Source organism: Microbulbifer yueqingensis (assembly GCF_900100355.1).
GTDB lineage: Bacteria > Pseudomonadota > Gammaproteobacteria > Pseudomonadales > Cellvibrionaceae > Microbulbifer > Microbulbifer yueqingensis.
This window is the reverse complement of record NZ_FNFH01000001.1, coordinates 422,400-445,736: the sequence shown is the minus strand read 5'-3', so window position 1 is coordinate 445,736 and position 23,337 is coordinate 422,400. Positions and strand designations below refer to the sequence as shown.

20 protein-coding genes are annotated in these 23,337 nt (G+C 56.9%); 1 reads left to right on the top strand and 19 read right to left on the bottom strand.

Features of this window, described 5'->3' with window-relative positions; translation table 11 throughout:
- Positions 1 to 260 precede the first annotated feature (260 nt).
- The 19 genes from BLT26_RS02005 to BLT26_RS01925 all read right to left on the bottom strand — a co-directional run bounded on the left by BLT26_RS02005 (position 261) and on the right by BLT26_RS01925 (position 22,541).
- Positions 261 to 1,658: a vWA domain-containing protein gene (locus BLT26_RS02005; RefSeq protein WP_091507408.1), complete on the bottom strand. Its 1,398-nt coding sequence runs from the start codon at positions 1,656 to 1,658 to the stop codon at positions 261 to 263.
- Between the two features lie 134 nt (positions 1,659 to 1,792).
- Entirely contained in the window at positions 1,793 to 4,126 is a 2,334-nt protein-coding gene (locus BLT26_RS02000) for an amino acid permease (protein ID WP_091507404.1), read from the bottom strand.
- A 361-nt stretch (positions 4,127 to 4,487) separates the two neighbouring features.
- Positions 4,488 to 5,606 carry a histone deacetylase family protein gene (locus BLT26_RS01995; protein WP_091507401.1) on the bottom strand — a complete coding sequence of 373 codons (1,119 nt, stop codon included), beginning with the start codon at positions 5,604 to 5,606 and terminating at the stop codon, positions 4,488 to 4,490.
- Between the two features lie 62 nt (positions 5,607 to 5,668).
- The gene (locus tag BLT26_RS01990) at positions 5,669 to 6,205 is read right to left on the bottom strand and encodes a GNAT family N-acetyltransferase (RefSeq protein ID WP_175452997.1); all 537 of its coding nucleotides are present in this window, start codon (positions 6,203 to 6,205) and stop codon (positions 5,669 to 5,671) included.
- A 42-nt stretch (positions 6,206 to 6,247) separates the two neighbouring features.
- Positions 6,248 to 6,595, bottom strand: coding sequence for a hypothetical protein (locus BLT26_RS16545; RefSeq protein ID WP_091507394.1), 348 nt, complete (start codon positions 6,593 to 6,595; stop codon positions 6,248 to 6,250).
- Between the two features lie 289 nt (positions 6,596 to 6,884).
- On the bottom strand, positions 6,885 to 7,370 hold the full coding sequence (locus tag BLT26_RS01980) for a hypothetical protein (RefSeq protein WP_139169354.1): 486 nt from the start codon (positions 7,368 to 7,370) through the stop codon (positions 6,885 to 6,887).
- 301 nt (positions 7,371 to 7,671) lie between these two features.
- Complete coding sequence (locus BLT26_RS01975) at positions 7,672 to 8,325, bottom strand: YcxB family protein (protein ID WP_245720547.1); 654 nt, start codon at positions 8,323 to 8,325, stop codon at positions 7,672 to 7,674.
- 139 nt (positions 8,326 to 8,464) lie between these two features.
- On the bottom strand, positions 8,465 to 9,052 hold the full coding sequence (locus BLT26_RS01970; protein WP_091507383.1) for a class I SAM-dependent DNA methyltransferase: 588 nt from the start codon (positions 9,050 to 9,052) through the stop codon (positions 8,465 to 8,467).
- A 154-nt stretch (positions 9,053 to 9,206) separates the two neighbouring features.
- Positions 9,207 to 9,788, bottom strand: a complete 582-nt coding sequence (locus BLT26_RS01965) for an RDD family protein (RefSeq protein WP_091507378.1) — start codon at positions 9,786 to 9,788, stop codon at positions 9,207 to 9,209.
- A 709-nt stretch (positions 9,789 to 10,497) separates the two neighbouring features.
- Positions 10,498 to 11,118 carry a hypothetical protein gene (locus BLT26_RS01955; protein WP_139169353.1) on the bottom strand — a complete coding sequence of 207 codons (621 nt, stop codon included), beginning with the start codon at positions 11,116 to 11,118 and terminating at the stop codon, positions 10,498 to 10,500.
- A 121-nt stretch (positions 11,119 to 11,239) separates the two neighbouring features.
- Positions 11,240 to 12,043, bottom strand: a complete 804-nt coding sequence (locus tag BLT26_RS01950) for an NYN domain-containing protein (protein WP_091507366.1) — start codon at positions 12,041 to 12,043, stop codon at positions 11,240 to 11,242.
- Between the two features lie 129 nt (positions 12,044 to 12,172).
- On the bottom strand, positions 12,173 to 12,670 hold the full coding sequence (locus BLT26_RS16160; RefSeq protein WP_139169352.1) for a hypothetical protein: 498 nt from the start codon (positions 12,668 to 12,670) through the stop codon (positions 12,173 to 12,175).
- A gap of 304 nt (positions 12,671 to 12,974) precedes the next feature.
- Complete coding sequence (locus BLT26_RS16155; protein WP_139169351.1) at positions 12,975 to 13,160, bottom strand: hypothetical protein; 186 nt, start codon at positions 13,158 to 13,160, stop codon at positions 12,975 to 12,977.
- Between the two features lie 161 nt (positions 13,161 to 13,321).
- Entirely contained in the window at positions 13,322 to 13,774 is a 453-nt protein-coding gene (locus tag BLT26_RS01945; protein WP_139169350.1) for a hypothetical protein, read from the bottom strand.
- Positions 13,775 to 13,844: 70 nt separating this feature from the next.
- On the bottom strand, positions 13,845 to 14,213 hold the full coding sequence (locus tag BLT26_RS16725) for a DUF3592 domain-containing protein (protein WP_425435263.1): 369 nt from the start codon (positions 14,211 to 14,213) through the stop codon (positions 13,845 to 13,847).
- 507 nt (positions 14,214 to 14,720) lie between these two features.
- Positions 14,721 to 16,007: a ribonucleotide-diphosphate reductase subunit beta gene (locus tag BLT26_RS01940; protein WP_091507358.1), complete on the bottom strand. Its 1,287-nt coding sequence runs from the start codon at positions 16,005 to 16,007 to the stop codon at positions 14,721 to 14,723.
- A 426-nt stretch (positions 16,008 to 16,433) separates the two neighbouring features.
- Positions 16,434 to 19,361, bottom strand: a complete 2,928-nt coding sequence (locus BLT26_RS01935) for a ribonucleoside-diphosphate reductase subunit alpha (RefSeq protein ID WP_091508716.1) — start codon at positions 19,359 to 19,361, stop codon at positions 16,434 to 16,436.
- Between the two features lie 1,006 nt (positions 19,362 to 20,367).
- Positions 20,368 to 21,282, bottom strand: a complete 915-nt coding sequence (argF, locus tag BLT26_RS01930; protein ID WP_091507355.1) for an ornithine carbamoyltransferase — start codon at positions 21,280 to 21,282, stop codon at positions 20,368 to 20,370.
- 74 nt (positions 21,283 to 21,356) lie between these two features.
- Complete coding sequence (locus BLT26_RS01925; RefSeq protein ID WP_217631353.1) at positions 21,357 to 22,541, bottom strand: aspartate aminotransferase family protein; 1,185 nt, start codon at positions 22,539 to 22,541, stop codon at positions 21,357 to 21,359.
- 275 nt (positions 22,542 to 22,816) lie between these two features.
- Here BLT26_RS01925 and grxD point away from each other — a divergent pair, with 275 nt between their 5' ends.
- Positions 22,817 to 23,149: a Grx4 family monothiol glutaredoxin gene (grxD, locus tag BLT26_RS01920; protein ID WP_091507350.1), complete on the top strand. Its 333-nt coding sequence runs from the start codon at positions 22,817 to 22,819 to the stop codon at positions 23,147 to 23,149.
- The last annotated feature ends 188 nt before the right edge of the window (positions 23,150 to 23,337 follow it).

The window sequence follows — 23,337 nt, the reverse complement described above, 5'->3', positions numbered from 1 at the left end:
GGCTGCTGCATGTCCGGGGTAGGCATCGTGCGTGAATGACCTTGGAGGTTGCCGGGGCACATTCTAAGTTGTGACTACCGCCCTCTGCTATCAGTTGGCGATTACCCGCCCCAAAATAGCGGTGGTGCGGGTTGACGGTGTTAACCTGGCAAAACCGGAGGGCATTTGGCGTGATACGAAAGCCCCCGGCTGTCGGGGCCGGCACTGGTTCTCTAGTGGTTGCCAATTAACGCTCGGAAGTGACATTTCAAAAATGGCACTTAGGGCCTCGATTTAACTACATGGTCCGGAACGGACAGGAAGCTTCCGTCCCTGAACGTAGTCATTCGCCAGAACTCGCTGGCGCTGAAGGGCGTTCCATCTAGCGAAACTTGTATAATTTGTAGTGATATATCTTCCGGAAGTCTTTCCTCAGCCGCTCTAAGCAACCTGAAACGTGCCTTGTTGGATGTTGCAACACCGAGATAGCCTGACTCCACTCCCATGTTTGGCAATCCATCCGTAATCAGAATGACTCTATCCGGAGGTGGCGATATTCGACTTAAGCCCAGAATTGCGCTTTCGAAGTTTTTCGGGCCAGCAGCCGTAATATTGCTCAGCGCTTTGGCTATCTGAACCTTTGCACCTGGGCTGGGGAGGTTCAACCACTCTCTGGCTGACTGGGGTAGAAGGGGGTGGCTCTCTTGATCGAATGTATATAGTTGGAATCGGCTTCCCATTGGCAAAGAGTCGACTACCTGAAGAACAGCCTGCTGCGCCTGTGCCAGCCTTTCATCGATGAGCATGCCCTTTTTTACCGCCGTCCCATAGGGTGGGCGCAGAACTGAACCCGCGGGTTGCATTGACTGAGATGTATCAAGAAGAGTAACAATCCTCTGCGCGAGGCCTGGCTTATGGCTGACATTGGCCTTTTGGGGTGTAGGGTTGTTAACTGTGCTGCTGTTCAGGCCTATAAATACGCCGCCACTGCTGACGGCAACTTCGCGCGCCGCAGCGGCATAGCGGACGCCTGTGGCTTGTAATGTTGACGGGCGAAAGAACTGCACTGGGAAACCGATCGCATGTATTTTCACGGTGGCAGTCTGGGTCTTAATTATCGAGCTGATTGCGTCTATTTTGGTTGCTATGCTGTCCCAATCTTCAGTTGTTTCCTCATCACCCATTAGGAAAACACTAATATTCTCCTCATTCTCATTGAGTGAGTTAAGTGTATGGATAAGACCCGATAAAATGCTGCTGTTATTGCTTGAGTGCCAAGAGCGCAGGCGGTCCAGGGCTTTTCTCTTTTGATTAGACGTGTTGGATAACCACTTGCCGTCGGGGTTAATATCGATTTCTTCTCCAATATGATTAAAAATCCGGAATCCTTTCAGTTTGGGAAAGGTTTCCAGTACCTTTTGTACGAGAGCGTTTAGTGCGCTCCAGCTGTAATGGTGCATGCTCCCACTATTGTCTATGACTAAAACAAGGTATTCGGTTTCCTGTGGAAAATAGTATTTGGCACCGCTAAGTGCTGAAGTTATGTAGCCATCATATCGACGGATATCCTCATCTACCTTGTCTGCGGCGTCAAAACTGTGGGGTAAGGCCGGTAATGACATCAGAAAGATGGCGAATGCAATAAAAAGATTTTGAGAGAATCTGGATAAGCTCATCATTGGTCCGCCTTTTTTGTAGAGATAGAGCGTATTTTTTGGATGTGTCTGTCTGTAGGGGTTTTCACTGCGCTTATTCTGGGTTTCGATGCAGTATATCTTTATTACTCATGGCCACATTGCGTATGCCGGCCGCGCTATGCCAGCGCGCTCTCATCGCCGCTGTCCTGGGTGAACAGGCATGTCGAACCCGTGGCGTCGCGAAGGCTCCAGAGAAACTCGGCGTCCAGCTCCTCGGGGAGGGGAAAAACATTGAGGTCCGCCCTGGGTGCGTTGCTGGCGAAGCGCCCGAAATCCCCGTCGGCGACATGGGCCGCCGTGTCTGCCGGCAGCCGGGCCAGGTCGACCAGGCGGTTAAGGAACCTTCTCGCCTTCACCTTTTCGTTTTCCTTCTCGACCGCCGCGATCACGGTCAGGCTGGCATCCTCCCAGCTATCCAGCATGCGGTAGGCCAGGAGAATAGCGAGGTCCAGTTCCATGAAATCCATTTTCAGGGTCCAGTCGGGCCCCTGGTCCGGAATCCACAGGTTGATCTTCTTGCGCCGCCCGAGGCCGGCAGTATCGTGCCGCACAAGTAACGAGACCCCCATCCGCTGGCGCCCGGCCTCGCGGATCAATTCCTGTAGCGATTCATGGGTTTCCTTGCCCTTGGGGAGCTGCATAAACAGGAGATTGGGGCGGAAGAAGGAGCCGGCCAGTGCCTGCATGCCGATGCGCAAGCCATCGGGGAAATGCTCGCTGACCAGCACCGTGGCCGTGGTGAATATCCTGTCCCTGGTGAATGCGTGCTGGGTATCGACCAGGTGGCTCTCGAGCTCTTCGGCGCGGTTGGCTGGCGCTATGCCAAGCAACTTGATGGATCCCACCGGGTAGGCCAGCTCACCCACGAACTCGTAGGCACCCCGTAAGCGATCGGGATCACCCACCGGCATCAGGATGTTCGGCTTCCAGGCGCGCTCGGCGCCGCCCTGTGATTGCATCACCTTTTTAGCGGCCCACTCGGCCACGGCAGTAAACAGGCCGCTGCGCACATCGCCGGAGGGCGCGGTGAGGCGTCGTTTCATCAGGCCAATGTAGATTATCGCTACAACAGCAATGGCCACCAGGCTGATGGTCGGGTTGATGATGAACATCGAGAACAGGCAGCCGACCAGGCCGATCAGGGGCACGAACTTGGGGACCCGCATCAGGGGACGAAAACTGATCAGGCGCAGGCTTTCCTCAGTGACTACGACCAGGTTGATCGTGGCGTAGGTGAGCAGGAATATCATCGCGACCATCGGCGCAATGGCGTTCAGTTCGCGCAGCATGATTGCGGCCAGAACGATCGCCGCGGTGATATATGTGGCGTTGCGCGGCTCGCCTTTCTTCGTCCGCCGGGCAATCCAGCCGGAAGCGGGCACGATGCTGTGACTGCCAAGCGCTTCAAGAATACGGGGGGCGCCGACAAACGAGGCCAGGGCCGAGGAAAAGGTTGCGGCCAGCAGGCCACCGAGCACCGCGGGGCCCCAGAAGGCGCGATCGATCATGATGGTGTAGTTCCCGGTCAGCTCATCCACCGTCGCCACCCGCATCAGCCAGTAGGCCAGCGCCAGGTAGACAACCAGGCTACAAGCCACTGCCGCCAGGGTGCCGACCGGAATGGATTTGCGCGGATTCTTCAGGTCACCCGACATGTTGGCGCCGGCCATGATGCCGGTCGAGGCGGGAAAGAACACCGCAAACACGACCCAGAAGGTGGTGCCCGGAAAGCCTTCCTCCGGACTGCCCGGGAAATCGCCCCACCACAGGATCGGGTTATCCATCGGCTCGTGGAACACGGAAATGCCGATCGAGACGAGGGACCCGATGATGATGGCCAAGATCAGGTACTGGACCTTGAAGGCCAGGCTGGTACTGATAAAAGTGATGCCAAATATGACGGCAAAAATAATCAGGTCAATCGCTAGGGACGGCAGCTCGACCAGCCCCCATGCGTCCACGGCCCACAGATAGCCCTCGCGGAAGCCGAAGATATACATCACCACGGCCAGCGCCTGCGAAATATACAGCGGGGCGCCGATTGCGCCGCCGGCCTCCAGCCCCAGGGACTGGGAGATCATCGAGAATGCGCCCCCCGGGCCCACGCGGATATTGGTCACGAACGTGGCCATGGAGAGCGCCGTGGCGGCGGTAATGCCAAATGACAGCAGGATAATAAGGATCCCGCCGCCCAGGCCGGCATTGCCGATGACCCAGCCCTCGCGCAGGAACATGATGACGCCGAGGATGGTGAGCAGGGTCGGCGTGAACACCCCGGCGAAGGTGCCGAATTTCTTCGACTGTTCCGCCTCGTGTGACTCAACCTGCTGCTGGACATCCTTTGGCGCTTCGGCATCGGTATGGGAACCGCCGGGGACCTCCAGTGTTTCAACACGCTGATCTCCCGGTCCCGGGTCGCCGGTTTCCTCGTGGTCAGTATCTTTTTTCATCCGGGAAGTATTTGCCAGGAAAAGCACACCAGCAACCGCCAGACCATGGAGTAAGGGTCTTGCAAAGATCCACGGCACAGAAAGTTTCCCATTCGATCAATATCTTTAAAGGAGTCAGGGAAGCCTAATTGCGCGAATGTCTTACGGCTGAAGAAAGCCGATCAAGGAGGTTGTTCAGGAGACCGTGTAGAGTCAACCTACAACTGGTACTGGCTTGTATATGGTCCAGAGGATGCCGGATTCCGCCCTTGTCCAATTGACGGGGGCCGGCTAATGGGCGACCCAAATTAATTTCTTGACTACTTCGTTAGCCCGGCTCCGGGACTCGAATTGGCCAGCGCTACCTTAGGTGCCGGGAGCGCTAATACGAACGTGCCTCATCCTCTTCGGCAAATGCAGAGCGGTGGAATTCTGTGGCTGCTTGAACTTCCTTGACGCCGGCTTCAAACAGCCCGGGAACATCGCCGCCTGCGAGTACTTCCAGCACGGCATGTGTCCCATGGGAAAGCGAGGTAAGGTTATAGCCGCCCTCCAGAACACACGCTAGTCGCCCCTGGCAATGTTTATCGGCAATTTCCTGCACGATGCGGGTGATTACTTTAAAGCCGTCGAAGGTCAAGTTCAGCGCCATATCGTTGCGATGGGGATCGAATCCGGCCGAAACTAGTACCAAATCGGGTTTGAAGTAGTCAGCCGCTGGAACAAGAATTTCACGAAACGCCTTTTCAAAGGCGATGTCGCCAGCGGACTCTGGCAGCGGCATATTAATGGTATAGCCCTCACCAAGACCATCGCCCACGTGCTCAAGGTGTCCGGTGCCCGGGTAGAACGGCGCGGCGCAATGCGTATCGAAAAACAACACATCCGGGTCTGCCCAGAAGATATCCTGGGTACCGTTACCGTGGTGGGCATCCCAGTCGACGATCAGGACACGCTCACATCCCAACTTGGCCTGAGCGTGGGCGGCGGCTACGGCGACATTATTGAGCAGGCAGAATCCGCGCGCGCGAACGGGCTCCGCATGGTGGCCCGGCGGTCGGATGAGCGCAAACGCGCTTTGTGAGTCACCATTGACAACGCTTTCTACGGCAGCAATTGCGTTACCGGCAGCCGCGGTCGCGGCATCGATGCTGGCCGGAGAAACGGCCGTTGTGTCTTTGTCGAGCCAGGCGCTCTTGCCCGCCAGCGAGGTAAGGTGGTCTAGATAGGAGGTTGTATGAACCCGGGCAAGCTGCTCGTAGCTTGCCGGTTTGGCGCCGGTGCGAATCTGGACCCCGGGGATGGGGTTTTTTTCCAGATACGCTTTGATCTCCGAAAGCCGTCCAGGATGCTCAGGATAACTCCATTTGAAGTTCAGCCCGGCGAGAACAGTTCTGACACGTTTTTCTACGCGGCTGGCCAGGAACGGTAGCTCCACCTCGGGGTTATGCTCCAGCATGATGTCATCGTAAAACACATGAACGCTTCGATCACCAATCATGGAACTCTCCGTCTTTCGAAAAACCGAAATGCCATCGCTCTGAGAGCTAATAGCACCAGATGCTACTCGGCCAGGGCGGCCTTTACCGTTGAAGTAGGCGCCGAGGCACGAACTCCAGTGGTTACAAAACCCATCTTGGTCCAAACCGCCCTGGCTTGCTTGTTGGTTGCCGTGTATTCGAGGATTAGCTCGTACGCATGGTGACTTTCCGCAAATGCTACCAACTGCTTGAGCAATGCCCTGAAAACACCCCGACTGCGAAACTCTGGCTCCACCCATACATCATCGATAACCCCCGATCGATATTCAACGGGCTCGGTTTGTTCCCAGATGCCTTGACTGCGCCAAACGTAGACATACCCCATGCCGACAAGGCCAAACTCCGGGGTCTCTGCGACTAGCAGCTGTTTGTTCTCGTCGCCCAGTGCCGACTGCAACACCTCCCGCAGGCGTTGCTGCTCATCCTCCTTGAGCGTCTTCGGCGCGCAACCAACGACATGAAGGGCGAGCTTGGCAAGAAAATCCACGAGCACTGGAAGGTCGGCATCTGTCGCTTCTCGAATCGAAAAACCTGGCGGTTGCGCTTTTTTATCTGTCATAAATGCCCTCATACACCCCGGTTGGGGCGACGTAACGCCAAACTAAGCGGCGCGGATATTGGTCAGGAACGTGGCCATGGACAGCGCCGTGGCGGCGGTAATGCCAAATAACAGCAGGATAATGAGGATCCCGCTGCCCAGGCCGGCATTGCCGATGACCCAGCCCTCGCGCAGGAACATGATGACACCGAGGATGGTGAGCAGGGTCGGCGTGAACACCCCGGCGAAGGTGCCGAATTTCTTCGACTGCTGCGCCTCGTGTGACTCTACCTGCTGCTGGACATCCTTTGGCGCTTCGGCATCGGAACCGCCGGCGGTCTCCAGGGCCTCGACGCGCTGGTTGTCCGGGCCCGGGTCGCCAGACTGGCCTTGCTTGGGATCTTCTTTCATCCAGGAAGTATTTGCCAGGAAAGGGGCACCGGCAACCGCCCGGTTATCGAGTATCAGTTAGCCAAAGATCCACGGCGTAAAAAGGCTCGCGTTGGATTGAGATTTCTGAATAGAGCCAAGAGAAGTGGAACCGGATGCCACTGGGGGCCTGCGCGCCCGCCCACTGGCGTGAGCTGCTGGAAAGGCACAGCGCTGACTGGGATGCCGGGGAGGGCGCCAGGCGATGGGAGGGTCCATTTTCCGGCCGGAATAGCCCGGCCAGAAAATAGAATGGACACAAGCGGTGGGGTTAAACCTCGAAGCGTTGCTTGATTTCCGGAAGTTTCTCGTCGCTGCGCGCAATGCGAGCGAGCACTTTAAAGAAAATGGTGAATTCCGCAATGTAATACAGCACCATGAAGGTAATCACCGAGGCAGTCTTGTCGGTGCCCAGAATCAGGATGTCAAAGAAGTTCCTGAGGCCCAGCCCGAACGCGGTGGGTGTGATGTGTACCGTATCGCCACCATCTTCCTGCTCGTACCATTCATCAAACGAGTAATAAGTCTTGGCGATATCGCCGTTTTCATCGTAAGTCTGCCAGCTGGCCGTCAGTGCTTCCGGGCCGGCTACCCAATAGACGAGATTCTCTACCCACATGTGGATCCACTGCATGAGCATGTTCCAGTATGAAATGACGATCGCCGTGTAGTCGGCCAGGAACAGCCCCCCGAGAAAAGAAATCACCAGCATGCCCATCGCCCCACCGACTACCGGCAATCCCCCGCGAATCATCATTAACGCAACCACACTTCCCCCGAACTCTATAAGCTAAAAATGTGCGCGGGATTGTACCGATTGTGTGATGCGGTCGCCATCTTGTTTGAAGGGGTGGCTATTAACAAGCCAATGCGCACAAAATTTGCCCTGCAGATATTGCAGGCGGCTCATCAAGTTCAGCGGGTCAGCTGTGAGCGGTAAGAAGGGGGGTAATGAATGGATGTCCTTTTTTTGGCTATTTCGCCCATTTTCAATCCATGGGTGTATGGAGTTTTGGCGGAGCTGTGCACGAATTCTCCTGGTGGTGGCTGGAGTAGGTTCAAGCTTCTGCATTGGCCCTGGCAATGATCTCGGGCACCAAATCAGCAGGAAACAGCGATTTGGACAAGTACTGCCGGCCGCCGGACTTGGCCACCAGAATCAGTCCCAAATCGGTTTCAATGACGCGCTCTATATCAGACCACAATAGCGCTGTTTGCGTATGGGCTGTCTGGGTCTGGATACCGTCATCATTTACAGTTAATTTCACTTCGCCGCCGGCACCCTTGCCCCACATCTGCCGTGTCAACCACCAGGCGCGCCGGAATCGAATATGCAGTAGCTCCAGAATCGCTAAAGCGATCAACATGTAACCGGCGACTTTGGGCTGCTCAGTGAACGTTAGTAAGCCTGCACCGGCGGTAAACAGTAATAGCGGGAACAGGTAGTTGGGCTTGGCACCTTTACCGTGGGGTAAAGACTGGTCGAAACACTCGGCAAGGTATTCGCGGGATAGCGTAAATTGGGTATTAAACGGTTGCACGGGAGCCACGGGTTGTCTTGGGTTGCCTGTCATGTCTGAAGTTATACCTTGCCCCAGGGATTGTAGAAAGGTGTTTTGGGGCCAATGCGCACAAAATTTGTCCTGCAGATATTGCAGACGGCTCATTAAGTTCAGCAGTTCAGCTGTGAGCGGTAAAAAGGGGGCAATCAATGGATGTCCTTTTTTTGGCTCTATCTGTCACCACCGCCACGCAGCGAGTCCACGCCATGAATCCTGGGTCTAATTCGGTACCGCCCAGACCTAATGACAGAGGCATGCTCAAGCTCCGCCGGCGCGGCCAGGAGTATTCTTATTGCTTGGTGCCTGTGCCCATTACAACGTCCAACTGGTTTTCACCCGTGCCCATGAAGAAGGGTACGGTTACCTGGATGTCGGACAGGCCGGCGTCCCTGAAGGCGGCAGCGATGTCTTCGCGGGTAAATCCGGTATCTTCGCCACTGTCTTCCTTCAGCCAATCCCACTGCACCAGCCGGCCATTCCTGTTCAGCAGCTTAGCCAACAGTCGTACTGTGTCCGTGTAGTCCGGGACAAACGCCAGTGCGGAGGAGGCGACGATCAGGTCGAACCCTTCCTGGAGCTGCCTGTTTTGGTCGACCAGCTCCCGGGTCAGGCTGGATTGTATGGTAGTGACATTGCCCAGTTGCTTTGCGTCCAGTACGGCAAGCATTTTCCCTGATGGATCGAGGGCGACGATACTGCTTGCCAGGGGAGCGAGGCGTTCCGTCAGCAGGCCCGTACCGCAGCCGAAATCCAGGATTCGGGCGCCTTTGCAATCCAGGGTTTCGGCCAGGGACCGAAAGGCGCGCTCCGAATAGGTGATTACATCGCTATTGCTGTCCCATCCTTCGGCATAACTATCCCAGCTGTTGTCGGTCATTGCGGGTTACTTCTCCAGTTATCGGTACGAGCCCGGGTCGTCGGTAGTCGGTAAAATGTGGTCAGGTGAAGCTTTTGGAGCGTCTTTGTCCTGGGTGGTTCAACGCTAAAAGTTTGATCTGGCCCCATTTATTTCATTTATTTGGCACCCCTTATCAGCCCTCCTGTAAGTACTCCACCCTGGTTTTAACAAGGTGGTCATGGATGCAGCGTCTATCCGCGCGAAAAATGAACAGCTTGTTCAAAAAATCCAGAGGGGAGACGATGGCAAAGGCCATCTTGAGTAAAGGCCTGTAGAAAATCAGCGTGTCGAAGTCGGGGATCTTGCCCTCTATATCCCGAATTGATATGCCAAGTATTTTCTTCCCTACCGTTTGCCCCCGCTCAAGCAATAGTGAGCTGTTGATCACCAAAAAGACGAAGTAGGTATATGCGAGCACAAACAGCGGATACATTACTGGATTGCTTTCTGAGTATTTCGAGCCAACGAGAATGGCTACCGGTATAAAAGCGACAATAATGACAGTTCCGTCAATTATGGCAGCGAGCAAACGCTCGCCCCGAAGAGCGGGACCGACTTTTGGCGAAGGCAATTCTTCCGGGTGAGACTGTTTTCTTTGCTCGATCCTTTGCAGGATCTCCCGGGCTCGCTCGGGGTAGGTGTCTTTATTTACCCCGAAGTAGGCTTCTTGAAGCTCCTGGAGGTTGTACCGTTTGAAGTCAGGGCATTTATCCATTTTTATTACCTGTGAATCGCTTTTATAAAATTATGATTCATTCGCGATAAGTTTTCAGTAACTCTTTGCAGGTTGCCTATTATGGTGAATTCAATATCCTGGATATTGATCAGATGTTATTTGTCCTCGCACGGCTTAAAATACTCTTTGATATCGAACCCAATAGGGGAGCTATCCGACGTGGGGGGATACCCGTCAAAATAGACCTCGTACTCTGAGCCGGCGATGGTTGCAGTGCCGCTGAAGTACAATCGTGGCCCGATTGTGTCGCTTAGCGCGCTCATCGTCTCTACCCGTATCCTTGCGTCAGGAGAAAGATCAACGATTTCGTTGACTCTGGTGGGCACCTGACAATTCTTTATGCCTGCATCGAGCTTGTGGGCATTGTTCTTGGCTCGTTGCACAGTTTGGTAGTGACCATCTGAAGTGATGGGCACGACCGCCCATTTTTTATTGAGGTGCGCTAATTTAGGCGTTGAGGAAAATGTTGGGCAAGTGTTCCATGGTCTGCGAAGCACGACATAGTCAATCGGTGCCAGGCATTTGTAAGCACGGCTAGCACCGCTCGAGTCCAGGTCTATTGAGCGAGGAAAGGCGCCGCAGCCGGTAAGTAGCGTAGTGATAAAAATGATGCTGAGTGTCCGATACATGAAGTTTAACGTCTCTCCCCCTTATGCATGGGTATCCGTCTCTACGGCCAAAGCCTCTTCTACTGATTTACCTTCTTGTCGGCGGCTGGATGGGTTGAGCAGACACCCCATCCATCCCAGTCGAGAGTATGAATGCCGGGCCATTCAGACCAGGCGCACTTTCTCTTTGGGTCCAGTAGCAGTATGGTGTAATTGAATGCTGGCTTTTCTAGATTGAAGAAATAAAGCAAGTTCATTTCGCCATTGACTCCTGCTTTAAGATTGCCAGCGAAGCTGTCCTGAAATGTCTCCTGCCGCTTGAATATTTGCTGGATCCTTCCATCCTCGTGGTAGAAGGATACTGATTGAAATGATTCCAGTAACTCAATTCCAGATTCCTGGACTCTCACGAATTCAGCTGGATCTATTGAGAATGAGTATTCACCCCGGTTGCGGATATACTTGAATGGCACACCAGCTGCAAAATCCACAAGGTTTATTTTTCCGGCATCAAGCGGCTTCTCGAGGCATAAGAAGCTGCTGGCGGTAAGCGAAAATTCACGAGGTTCCCCAGATTCTATTTCAGTTGCTATTACCGAACTGCCAGTGTTGTTTGGGCTATAGCAAACCCACTCATCTGCCTGCGTATATGGGGCGCCGATAGAGGCAAGGAAAGCGAGGAAGAGGCTGGGTTTTTGCATTTTTATGCTCTGTTATTTTGGAAAGACAGGGTTAGCTGAAAAAGTAGAAGGTTAGGTTATGGCGCGTCCGAATTTTGCGACTTTAAGTGCCATAAGACCGCTCCGAGCCCATTTGCTCCTGTCATGCAGGTTCTTCTATTCTGGATGTGGTTGCCTGGCGCCTGGCCTGGGATTTGGTACGCTTCACCCGATAGGCGATCTGATTGCCATTCCCCTTCTTCCTTTTGATTTCTAGTTTACCTTTCAGGCTCTCTAATAGATGCGAGAACTTGGCCGCTCCGTAGGAGCGGGGATCGAAATCCGGCATCGATCGCTTCAGGAAGCTGCCGGCCGCAGACGCATTGGCCCAGCCGCTGTCGTCCTGGAACTGTTCCCAGGCCTTGGTGAGTAGCGGGATCAGCTCGGCGGGGTCATTCAGGCTTTTCTTGGATGCGGCCTCTTTTGGTTTGCCAGCTGCCTTGACCTGTGCGGACTCGTCATCACCGCCCAGGTTTTCGGTGAAGATGAAGTCATCGCAGGACTTGCGGAAAGGAGTGGGCGTCTTGCGCTCGCCGAAGCCGAACACAAACTTCTCGTCCTCACGCAGGCGGGCGGCCAGTTTGGTGAAGTCGCTGTCGCTGGACACCAGGGCGAAGGCATCAAAGCGCTTGGAGTAGAGCAGGTCCATGGCATCGATGATCATCGAGGCATCGGTGGAGTTCTTGCCGGTGGTGTAGGCGAACTGCTGCACCGGCTGGATGGCCAGTTCGTTCAGGGATTTCTTCCAGTTCTTCAGGTTGTCGCTGGACCAGTCGCCATAGGCCCGCTTGATGACGATATGGCCGTGCGCTGAAATCTCGTCCAGTATCGCCTTGACCTTGGAGTACTGGGCGTTGTCCGCATCGATCAATACGGCGATTTTCTTATGGTCATCGAGGTCTTTCATCGCGTTCCTTGCTCTTGTTGTTCTAAGTGATCAATCGGCAACGGTTGGTTGATGATGCCTTATCTGCCAAAATTTTACTCTGACCCCAATTATTTCTTACTGGCCGAAATTTTACCCTGACCCATTTATTTACTGGTCACCAAGCTGGAATTCAGCACCCACCTTAATTAAGGTGAACTTATTGTCTGATCTAAAACTTCGGTACTTAAACGTTTCTTCACTAAGGCTGACTATTTCATAGGCATCGTAGTTATACGGGTTTGACGGTGATGAAGGTAAAATTTTTCCATCTTGCAGCCACCCTTTGAATATTGAGAAATAGATTGGACCGGATACACCCCAGTACCCGACCTCAGAATGCGCTTCAAATGACCCATCCATTTTATGGATACGAAAATCCACTTTGTAAGTGCCATCTGGGTACCTCTCTATTATTTGCTCTCTGTTCCCGCCTTCTTTTGTTGGTTGGTTTCCATACCATCTGCCGGTCATCAAAGCCCATTTCTTTTCGCTATCAAGGTCTTCCGTACTTTTTACGGCCTGTATTACTTCATATGAAGTAATACTTGTCGAGCAAGCAGAAAATAGTGCTAGTGAGATAAAAATTAAAGAAAAATATTTTTTCATTGCTTTTTTAAACCATATAATAACGTCGCTGTTGCGACGCTGTCGTCGGCAGTCGTTTCTCGGAAAATAGGGGTAGGATCAGGCTTTTGATACTTTTTTGAGTCGAGTAATCCCATGCCGAAATTTTGATCTGACCCCAATTATTGCATAACGCCGCCGGGAGGGGCAGCTTACCTTGTGCGCATTTTGCGCGAAAATGGAGCGTAGCGACCTGCGCAAAAGGTGCACAAGGTGAGCTGTCCCACGGAGGGCCGAAGGCCCGGAGTTTTCTGCCCGGCCTTGTTATGTGTTACCCCATAGACACTCACTTTTTGAAGAAATCTCTTATCCCAGAGAACACTACCCACCAGATAACACCGATGCAAATAAACATTAATGTGCCGCCTGACTTGGTATAGCCATAATTTGCAAGTAGAAAACCAAAACCGGAAATAACAAGTGCAACGAAACCAATTGCTAGTAGTTTCTGATCTGGTCCCCGCTCACTCATATTGATTTAACCTCTTAGCGACACATAACGCCGCCAGTATGGGCAGCTTACTTTGTACGCGTTTTTGCGCGAAAATGGGAGCGCCGCAACCTGCGCAAAACCTGCACAAGGTAAGCTGTCCCGCGGAGGGCCGAAGGCCCGGAGCAAACTGCCTGGCTTTGTTAAAACGGGTCCTCGCTCTTCGGGTAATTAGCTAGAACGTACTCCTTGCCACAGCTTTTACACTTCGCTGTGATTGTCATTTTGTAGTTCACAAGATAACTAAAAGCATTTATCAATTTTGGTAAAAATTTATACAGCCCGTACAAGATGACCAAAATGCCAGCAGCCGTACGTACCAGATCCCTTGTGTAGCTACCCGCTCCATCAGCAACGATCGAAACAAGCAAAGCAGACAACCCCCAAGCAATAAGCCCAAAGATTGACAAGAAGAACCCCAGTAGAATCACGAGCCCAACCGAGTCCATGATGCTCGCTTTGTACCGAATCTTTGGGATTAGTGTTTTACCACAGCACTTTTTCATGATGAGTTTTAACGCCGCCAGCAGGGGCAGCTTACCTTGTGCGCTTTTTGCGCGAAAATGGGAGCGTAGCGACCAGCGCAAAACGTGCACAAGGTAAGCTGTCCCGCGGAGGGCCAAGGGCCCGTAGCAAACTGCCTGGCTTTGTTACGTTGGACCAGCCTCATGGCCATGATCTCATGCGATCCAAAGCGCAAAAAAACCAATTGACTAAACATACACTGCCGAGCCAAAAAATTAACCTACCCCAAGGGGCTTCACCTAGTTTGGGCAACTCCAAAAGTGAGTAATGAGGATATTTCTTATTGTAATTAATAATAACCTCACTGCCCTCCATGTATGTACTTAAGACTCTTTTGTACTCTCCATTGTCTCGGAATAACATAACTCTACTTCCATAAAAGGGAGTGCCATTCACATCATACTCATATTTTAACTTCCAAGTAGGCACGCAATTATACCTTCCGCAGGATTCAACTTGTTCCGATGAGACCACAACGCCCTTAGAAACTTCAGAGTAGTCTGTAAACATAAAATTATAGAATCCGGAAATCATCTGCATACTGAATTCAAGAATTCCCGCAGTGATTAGTAAAAAAATAAATCCAGAGAAACTAATTTTCATATTTAAACGTAACAGTTTATTCAAAGGACGCGTCTATATATCCGTCCGTCGTCTATCTACAGGCCCCATGTGATGAGTATTCGTAAATAGCTCATACTATTCAACACCTTAGGACGCTCGTCAGTGTTCTTGCTCACTCAAAATCGCGATGCGTCTTGCTATCCAGCGGCTGTTTAAATCTGCTCAGCTAAAGACATTCTCTTTAGACTCAATGAGTTAGTAAACATTTAGTGTAGATAGACGACGCGTCTCGTGATCTTGGTGTGTGACGTAAATAACCCGACTATCTTTCAGGGTGAATTGATCTTTAGAGAAACAAAAAAAGCGGGCTTTCGCCCGCTTTCAATACCTCTCTTCCTGTGAGCGACTACTTGTTGTAGTTGTCCTTGCTTTCTTACTTCTTGGTAATTCCTCTTACCACTGCAGCGCACCGCCGGTCTGGTATTCGATAACCCGCGTTTCGAAGAAGTTCTTCTCCTTGCGCAGGTCCATGATCTCGGACATCCAGGGGAAGGGGTTCTGGGCGCCGGGGAAGTGTTCCTTCAAGCCCAGCTGGCTCAGGCGGCGGTTGGCGATGAAGTGGAGGTATTCCTCCATCATGTTCGCGTTCATTCCCAGTACGCCGCGCGGCATGGTGTCGCGGGCGTAGGCCACTTCCAGTTCCATGCCTTCCAGGATCATCTGGGTCACTTCCTGCTGGAACTCGGGGGTCCACAGGTGCGGGTTCTCCAGCTTGATCTGGTTGATCACGTCGATGCCGAAGTTCAGGTGCATGGACTCGTCGCGCAGGATGTACTGGAACTGCTCGGCCACGCCGGTCATCTTGTTGCGGCGGCCCATGGACAGGATCTGGGAGAAGCCGCAGTAGAAGAAGATACCCTCGGTGACGGCGTAGAAGGCGATCAGGTTGCGCAGCAGCTCCTGGTCGGTCTCCGGGGTGCCGGTCTTGAAGTTGGGGTCGCCGATGGCCTGGGTGTGCTTGAGGCTCCAGGCGGCTTTCTTGGCTACTGAAGGAACCTCGCGGTACATGTTGAATACCTCACCCTCGTCCATGCCCAGCGACTCCACGCAGTACTGGTAGGCGTGGGTGTGGATGGCCTCCTCGAAGGACTGGCGCAGCAGGTACTGGCGGCACTCAGGGTTGGTGATGTGGCGGTAGATGGCCAGCACCAGGTTGTTCGCCACCAGCGAGTCGGCCGTGGAGAAGTAGCCCAGGGAGTATTCCACGATGCGGCGCTCGTCCTCGGTCAGACCCTCGGGGTCTTTCCACATGGACACGTCCTTGTTCATGTTTACTTCCTGCGGCATCCAGTGGTTGGCGCAGCCGTCCAGGTATTTCTGCCAGGCCCAGTCGTACTTGAAGGGCACCAGCTGGTTCAGGTCGGCGCGGCAGTTGATGATGCGCTTCTCGTCGACCTGGATACGGGCGGCGCCCATCTCCAGCTCTTCCAGGCCCGGGGCCGGGTCCATGTCGGCAATCGCGGCCCGCGCCGCTGCCACCGCGTCGGAAGCCGGCGCGGGGGAGACGGTGGATTGGGCCGCGGGCGACGCCGGAGCGCTGTGGGACTCGTAGGAGGTTCCCGGTTCAGCGACTTGTTGCACGGCATCCGGCGCCGGTCGCGGTTCGGTGGTGGCCTCAGTCTTTTCGCTGAAGGCTCCTTTCTTTTGTGACGGTTGTTCGAGATCGTCCCAGCTGAGCATATGTTTGCCTTTCCGTCTTATCGTGCGTGTGTGTTCGATTTTTCTCTGCCCTGGTGCCACGGCGCCGGGGCTTGTCTAATTTGTGCGATATTTTTTCGCACTGTGGGGCAGGGCTTCCTGCGCCAGATCAATTTTTGCGGAATTTTCTGTTCCGCTTGTCGGGTCTCGCTTGCGCGTTGCCCGGTCGGCGCCTTGCGCCGGGTCGCCTGCAAGCAGGCTCCTACAGACAGGGGCCTGCGGGGGTAAGGGGCTGACGCTCCCCGGTCCGGTTTCCTGCACTTCCAATATCGAAGGGCAGGGGACCGGGGGCTCAGCTTATGGTCCTGGCCGCAGTGCGGCTTGACGCTCTCCCCCGAGAGACTTTGTTGCCCGCCGGGCTTTGGCCCGGCGGGGTCGCCTGCAGGGCAGGCTCCTACAGCGTGTGCCTTACTGGCAGGCCTCGCAGTCCGGGTCGTCCAGGGAGCAGGCCTGGGGTACCGGGGCTGCCTGCGGCGCGGCGGTCGGGGCTGCCGAGGCGCCGTTGGCTCCTCCGTTCGCGCTCACCGCGTTCAGGGTGCCGCCGTTCACGGTGGACTTCTCCGTGGAGGTGGCGGCCAGGGCGCGCAGGTAGTAGGTGGTCTTCAGGCCGCGGTACCAGGCCATGCGATAGGTCAGGTCCAGCTTCTTGCCGTCGGCGCCGGCGATGTACAGGTTCAGCGACTGCGCCTGGTCGATCCACTTCTGGCGACGGCTGGCGGCGTCCACGATCCAGCGCGGCTCCACCTCGAAGGCGGTGGCGTACTTGGCCTTCAGGTCGGCCGGCACGCGGTCGATCTTCTGTACCGAGCCCTCGTAGTATTTCAGGTCGTTGACCATCACCTTGTCCCACAGGCCGCGATCCTTCAGGTCGTGCACCAGGTAGGGGTTCACCACGGTGAACTCGCCGGACAGGTTCGATTTCACGTACAGGTTCTGGTACGTGGGCTCGATGGACTGGGAAACCCCGGTGATGTTGGCGATGGTCGCGGTGGGCGCGATCGCCATCACGTTGGAGTTGCGCATGCCCTGCTTGGACACTTTCTTGCGCAGGCCGTCCCAGTCCAGTGTGCTGCTGGTGTCCTGCTCGATGAACTGCTCGCCGCGGTTCTCGGCCAGGATCTTGATGGAGTCCAGCGGCAGGATGCCCTTGCTCCACAGGGAGCCGTCGTAGCTCTTGTACTTGCCGCGCTCCTTGGCCAGGTCGCTGGAGGCGGAGATGGCCTCGAAGCTGATGGCCTCCATGGAGGTATCGGCAAAGGCCACGGCCTCGTCGCTGGCGTAGGAGATGCCGGCTTTGTACAGCGCGTCCTGGAAGCCCATCAGGCCCAGGCCGACTGGACGATGGCGCATGTTGGACTGGCGCGCGGTGTCCACGGAGTAGTAGTTGATGTCGATAACGTTATCGAGCATGCGCACCGCGGTCTTCACGGTCTTGGCCAGCTTGGACTGGTCCAGCTTGCCGTCCTCGCCGATGTGCTGCGCCAGGTTCACGGAACCCAGGTTGCACACGGCGATCTCGTCGTTGGCCTTGGTGTTCAGGGTGATCTCGGTGCACAGGTTGGAGCTGTGTACCACACCGGCGTGCTGCTGCGGGCTGCGCAGGTTGCAGCTGTCCTTGAAGGTGATCCAGGGGTGGCCGGTCTCGAACAGCATGCCCAGCATCTTGCGCCACAGGTCCAGTGCGCGGACTTTCTTGTGCAGCTTCAGCTTGCCCTCGGCGGCCAGCTTCTCGTAGTGCTCGTAGCGCTCCTCGAACGCCTTGCCCACCAGGTCGTGCAGGTCGGGGCAGGTGGCCGGGGAGAACAGGGTCCACTCCTTGTCCTCGAACACGCGCTTCATGAACAGGTCCGGTACCCAGTTGGCGGTGTTCATGTCGTGGGTACGGCGGCGGTCGTCGCCGGTGTTCTTGCGCAGCTCCAGGAATTCCTCGATATCCAGGTGCCAGGTTTCCAGGTAGGCACATACGGCGCCCTTGCGCTTGCCGCCCTGGTTCACCGCCACGGCGGTGTCGTTGGCCACTTTCAGGAAGGGGACCACGCCCTGGGACTTACCGTTGGTGCCCTTGATGTAGGAACCCAGTGAACGCACCGGCGTCCAGTCGTTACCCAGGCCGCCGGCCCACTTGGACAGCATGGCGTTGTCCTGGATGGCGCCGTAGATGCCGTGCAGGTCGTCCGGCACCGTGGTCAGGTAGCAGGAGGACAGCTGCGGGCGCAGGGTGCCGGCGTTGAACAGGGTGGGCGTGGAGCTCATGTAATCGAAGGAGCTCAGCAGGTTGTAGAACTCGATCGCGCGCTCGTTCTTGTTCTCTTCATTGATGGCCAGGCCCATGGCCACGCGCATGAAGAAGGTCTGCGGCAGCTCGAAGCGGATGTCGTTGCTGTGCAGGAAGTAGCGGTCGTACAGGGTCTGCAGGCCCAGGTAGGTGAACTGGTGATCGCGCTCGCCCTTGATGGCCGCGCCCAGTTTCTCCAGGTCGAAGGTGGCCAGCGCCGGGTCGAGCAGTTCCAGCTCGATACCCTTCTCCACGTAGGCCTTGAGGGTCTGGACGTACAGGGCGTCCATCTCGTGGGCGGTGGCGGCGTCGGCCACGCCAAGGAAGCGCAGCGCCTCGGCGCGCAGCTTGTCCAGCAGCAGGCAGGCGGTGGCGTAGGTGTAGTTGGGTTCCTGCTCGACCAGGGTGCGCGCGGTGATTACCAGCGCGGTGTTGATGTCGTCCTGGGACACGCCGTCGTACAGGTTCTTCAGCGCCTCGCTGAGGATGGCCTCGCCGTCCACGTCCTTCAGGCCCTCGCAGGCCTCGGCGACGATGGTGCGCAGGCGATCCATGTCCAGCGGCAGCAGGCTGCCGTCTTCCTGCTTCACGCGGATGCTGGGGTGGGTCTCGCCGGACTGGGCGGCGGCCGCCTTCTGCTGGTCCTTCTCGGCGCGCAGGCGGGCGTGCTCTTCGCGGTAAAGTACGTAGTCGCGGGCGATCTTGTGCTCGCCGGCGCGCATCAGGGCCAGTTCCACCTGGTCCTGGATTTCCTCGATGTGGATGGTGCCACCGGAGGGCATGCGGCGCTTGAAGGTGGCGCTGATCTGGCCCACCAGCTCCTGCACTTTCTCGTGGATGCGGCTGGAGGCGGCGGCGGTGCCGCCCTCCACGGCGAGGAATGCCTTGGTGACAGCCACGGCGATCTTGCTGTCATCGTAGGGCACCACGGTGCCGTTGCGCTTGATCACGCGAATCTGTCCCGGCGCGGTGGCGGCGAGGGTGGTGTCGCTACCGGCCTGATCCCTGGAAGTGCCTTTGTCGGAAGGCACGGACTGAGAGCGCCCTGTCTCTGTGTGCATGTAGATCTCCACAAGTGTGTGCTGTGTACTTATGTACTGGTCCTGGTCCGCTTACACGGTCGCTTGCTTTGCGGCCGGTGCGGAGGTCCCCGTCTCGCCTCTGCGCCGCCCGCCGATACGGGCGGGAAGGGCCAACAGGGCTCGCCCCCGTCTGTGTCGTTTACTGCCTGCGGCTTCCGGTCACCGACCTGTTACCTCTGGGCGCGACACGTCCGGGCGCCGGTGGCGGAAAAATCCCGCCGGGTACCTCTGGATTCGCTTGGAAAACTTCTGACTGACTGAATGGCGCCGGAAAAAAGAGCCGGCGCGGTGTCGGACCGGCCCCCGTCAGCTTGGGGCCGTGATTGGAGTGAAACCCTATATGTTGGGGTCGCCTCTCGACTGCGCAACAAGATAATGCGGTCGGGGGTGGTTTTCAAGAAGGATAACTTCGGGGGTGGCTGTGGATAAATTGTTAGTAGCCGGTGAAGGTCAGTATTTACTTTGCCGCCAGCAGGCGCCATTGCTGGCGGTGGTTAATCGGTGTACAGCTGTGGAGAAGGCGCGGCATTTTTAAGAATTTTTTTTAATAGTTTTTTGCCTATAAATTAACAACAGCAATAACAGTTTCGACCTGTCCAGTCAGTGAGCAAATTGGTACGCCAGCGTGCAGCATCTGTGGTTTTTTTCACCGCTGCGGCCGGTGGCGGGCGCTGCAGCGGGGCGCCGTTTTTGCGTGCATTTTTTGCACACCTTTTGGACCTGATCGGCGCGTTCACTCTTGTGCTCGAAAAATAAACGGCCACCCCCGGCACCCTGTGTACAAAAACCGAGCGACCGGGAGAGGCGGCGCGCCCCGGGCAGGTGGTTACACCCGGCAGCATTTCCGGTGCTGGATAAAAAAGCGGCGCCGGAAACTGCGCAGGTTGCGGGGGCAAGATAAAAAAAGCGCCCGCCCGGTGCAACCGGAGCGGGCGCTTTTCCCTCTGCAGGGTCCGCTAGGGTGAAAGGTTGGGAGCGGAAAAAATCAGTTGCTGTTTTCCTGCAGGAATTCCATCAGCGCCTTCTGCGCGTGCAGGCGGTTTTCCGCCTCGTCCCACACCACCGAGATCTTCTCGTCCTCCAGCAGCTCGCCGCTCACTTCCTCGCCGCGGTGCGCGGGCAGGCAGTGCATGAAGATGGCGTCGCTGCGGGCGTGGCTCATCAGCTCGTGGTCAACCAGGAAGCCCTCGAAGGCCTTCAGGCGCACCTGCTGCTCGGTCTCCTGGCCCATGGAGGCCCAGACATCGGTCGCCACCCAGTCGGCGTCGCGCACGGCGTCTTCGGGCTTGCGCACGATAGTCACGCGATCGCCGGCGGCGGCCAGGATGGATTCGTCGGGCTCGTAGCCCTCGGGGCAGGCGATGCGCAGCTCGAAGTCGCACTGGCGCGCGGCGTTGATATAGGAGTGGCACATGTTGTTGCCGTCGCCCACCCAGGCCACCACGCTGCCGACGGGGCTGCCGCGGTGCTCCACGAAGGTCTGGATATCCGCCAGCAGCTGGCAGGGATGGTAACTGTCGGACAGGGCGTTGATCACCGGCACCCGCGAGTACTCGGCGAAGCGCTCCAGCACGTTGTGGCCGAAGGTGCGGATCATCACCATGTCCACCATGCGCGAGATCACCCGGGCGCTGTCCTCGATCGGCTCGCCGCGGCCCAGCTGGGTGTCGCGCGGGGACAGGAACAGGGCGTGGCCGCCCATCTGCGCCATGCCCGCCTCGAAGGACACGCGGGTGCGGGTAGAGGACTTCTCGAAGATCATCCCCAGTACCTTGTCGCGGAAGGGTTCGGTGGCGATGCCCTGGGCGCGCAGCGCCTTGAGCTCGATGGCGCGCTCGATCACGCTATTGAGCTCTTCCCGGGACAGGTCCATCAGGGTGAGAAAGTGTCTGGTCGCCATGGGTCTGGTCTCCTTCCTTGTTCTGGCGTTCGGTCGAATCCGACCTGGTCTTGTATTGGTGTGTGCCCCGGTGCTCAGGCGGCCCTGCGCACAAACTGCAGTATCAGGGTGCTTACCGTATCGGCCAGCTGGCGGCATTCGCTGTCACTCAGCGTCAGCGGCGGCAGCAGGCGCACCACATTGCCGGCGGTGACGTTGATCAGCAGGTCACTGGCGCGCGCCTGCTGCACCAGCTCGGCGCAGGGGCGGTCCAGCTCGATGCCCACCATCAGGCCCAGCCCGCGTACCTGGCGTACCGCGTCGCAGCCGCCCAGCTGCACGCGCAGCTGCTGCAGCAGGCTGTCGCCCAGCGCCGCGGCCCGCTCCACCAGCCGCTCGCTCTCCAGTGTCTCCAGCACTGCCAGCGCGGCCCGGCAGGCCAGCGGGTTGCCGCCGAAGGTGGAGCCGTGGCTGCCGGCGCCGAACAGCTGCGCCGCTACGCCACTGGCCAGGCAGGCGCCGATGGGCACGCCGTTGCCGAGGCCCTTGGCGGTAGTGACTACATCGGGGAGTATGCCGGCGTGCTGGTAGGCGAACAACTCGCCGGTGCGGCCGTTGCCGGTCTGGATCTCGTCGAGCATCAGCAGCCAGTTGTGCCGGTTGCAGAGCTCGCGTAGCCGCCGCAGGTAATCGCTGTCGGGCACGCGCACACCGCCCTCGCCCTGCACCGGTTCCACCAGCACCGCCACTATGTCGTCGTGCTCTGCTGCCAGCGCCTCGATGGCCTCCACATCATTGAAGGGCACCCGCAGGAAGCCCTCGGGCAGCGGCCCGAAGCCCTGCTGCACCTTCTCGTTGCCGGTGGCGGTCAGGGTGGCCAGCGTGCGGCCGTGGAAGGCCTGCTCCATTACCACGATGCGCGGGCAGGCCAGGCCGCGCTCGCTGCCCAGCCGGCGCGCCAGCTTGATGGCGGCCTCGTTGGCCTCGGCACCGGAATTGGAGAAAAACACATTGTCCATGCCCGACACGGCCACCAGTTTGTCGGCCAGCTGTTCCTGGGCGGGAATGTTGTACAGGTTGGATACGTGCAGCAGGGTGTGGGCCTGGTCCTGCAGTGCGGCGGTCACCGCCGGGTGGCAGTGCCCGAGGCCGCATACCGCGATACCGGCAATGGCGTCCAGGTAGCGGTGGCCGCTGTCGTCCCACACATAGTTGCCCTCGCCCCTGACCAGGGTCAGGGTCCGTTCGCCATAATTCTGCATCAATGCGGGGGTGGCCACGCCGCGGTCTCCTCTGCTTATGGGCCAAGCTAATGGGCCGATGATTTCTGGGTGCCGCAGAAAATGCTGCTAGGATTATCGTATTCCGCAGTTTCCCCGGGCTGGCCGGCAATACTACCACAAGGGTGGGGGAGTGATAGCCGCGGAAGCAGGGAAATGCCCTTTTTAGTGTTAGCAGGCCCTGGGGTACAATGCCGCCCTGTGCGCGACAGCCGGCAGCGGCGCGGCGCCCCAAATTCAATGACCGGTACCACTACCCGAGGTTAGACATCCCTATGGATACACTGGAGAACATCAAGCAGCAGATCGCCGAGAACGACATCCTGCTCTACATGAAAGGCAGCCCCAACGCACCGCAGTGCGGCTTTTCCATGCGCGCCTCCCAGGCGCTGATGGCCTGCGGCAAGCGCTTCGCCTACGTCGATGTACTGTCCAACCCGGATATCCGCACCGAGCTGCCCAAGTACGCCAACTGGCCCACCTTCCCGCAGCTGTGGATCAAGGGCGAGCTGGTCGGCGGCTGCGACATCATCATGGAGATGTACGAGAGCGGTGAGCTGAAGACCATGGTCGAGGAGGCCGCGGCAGAGAGCGAGGGCGACGAGTAAGTCTCGCTCCGTTACGCCCATAAAAAAACCGCGGCAATGTCCGCGGTTTTTTTATGCCCGCCCGGAGGTGATTTCCCCTCCCTACAACCGCTCCGCTTATTGCACTGCGCCCGCACTCTGATACTGGATCCCGGCCTGCGCCGGTGAGCCGGTCCAGCGGGATGGCGCGTTACATGGGCCGTTTATTC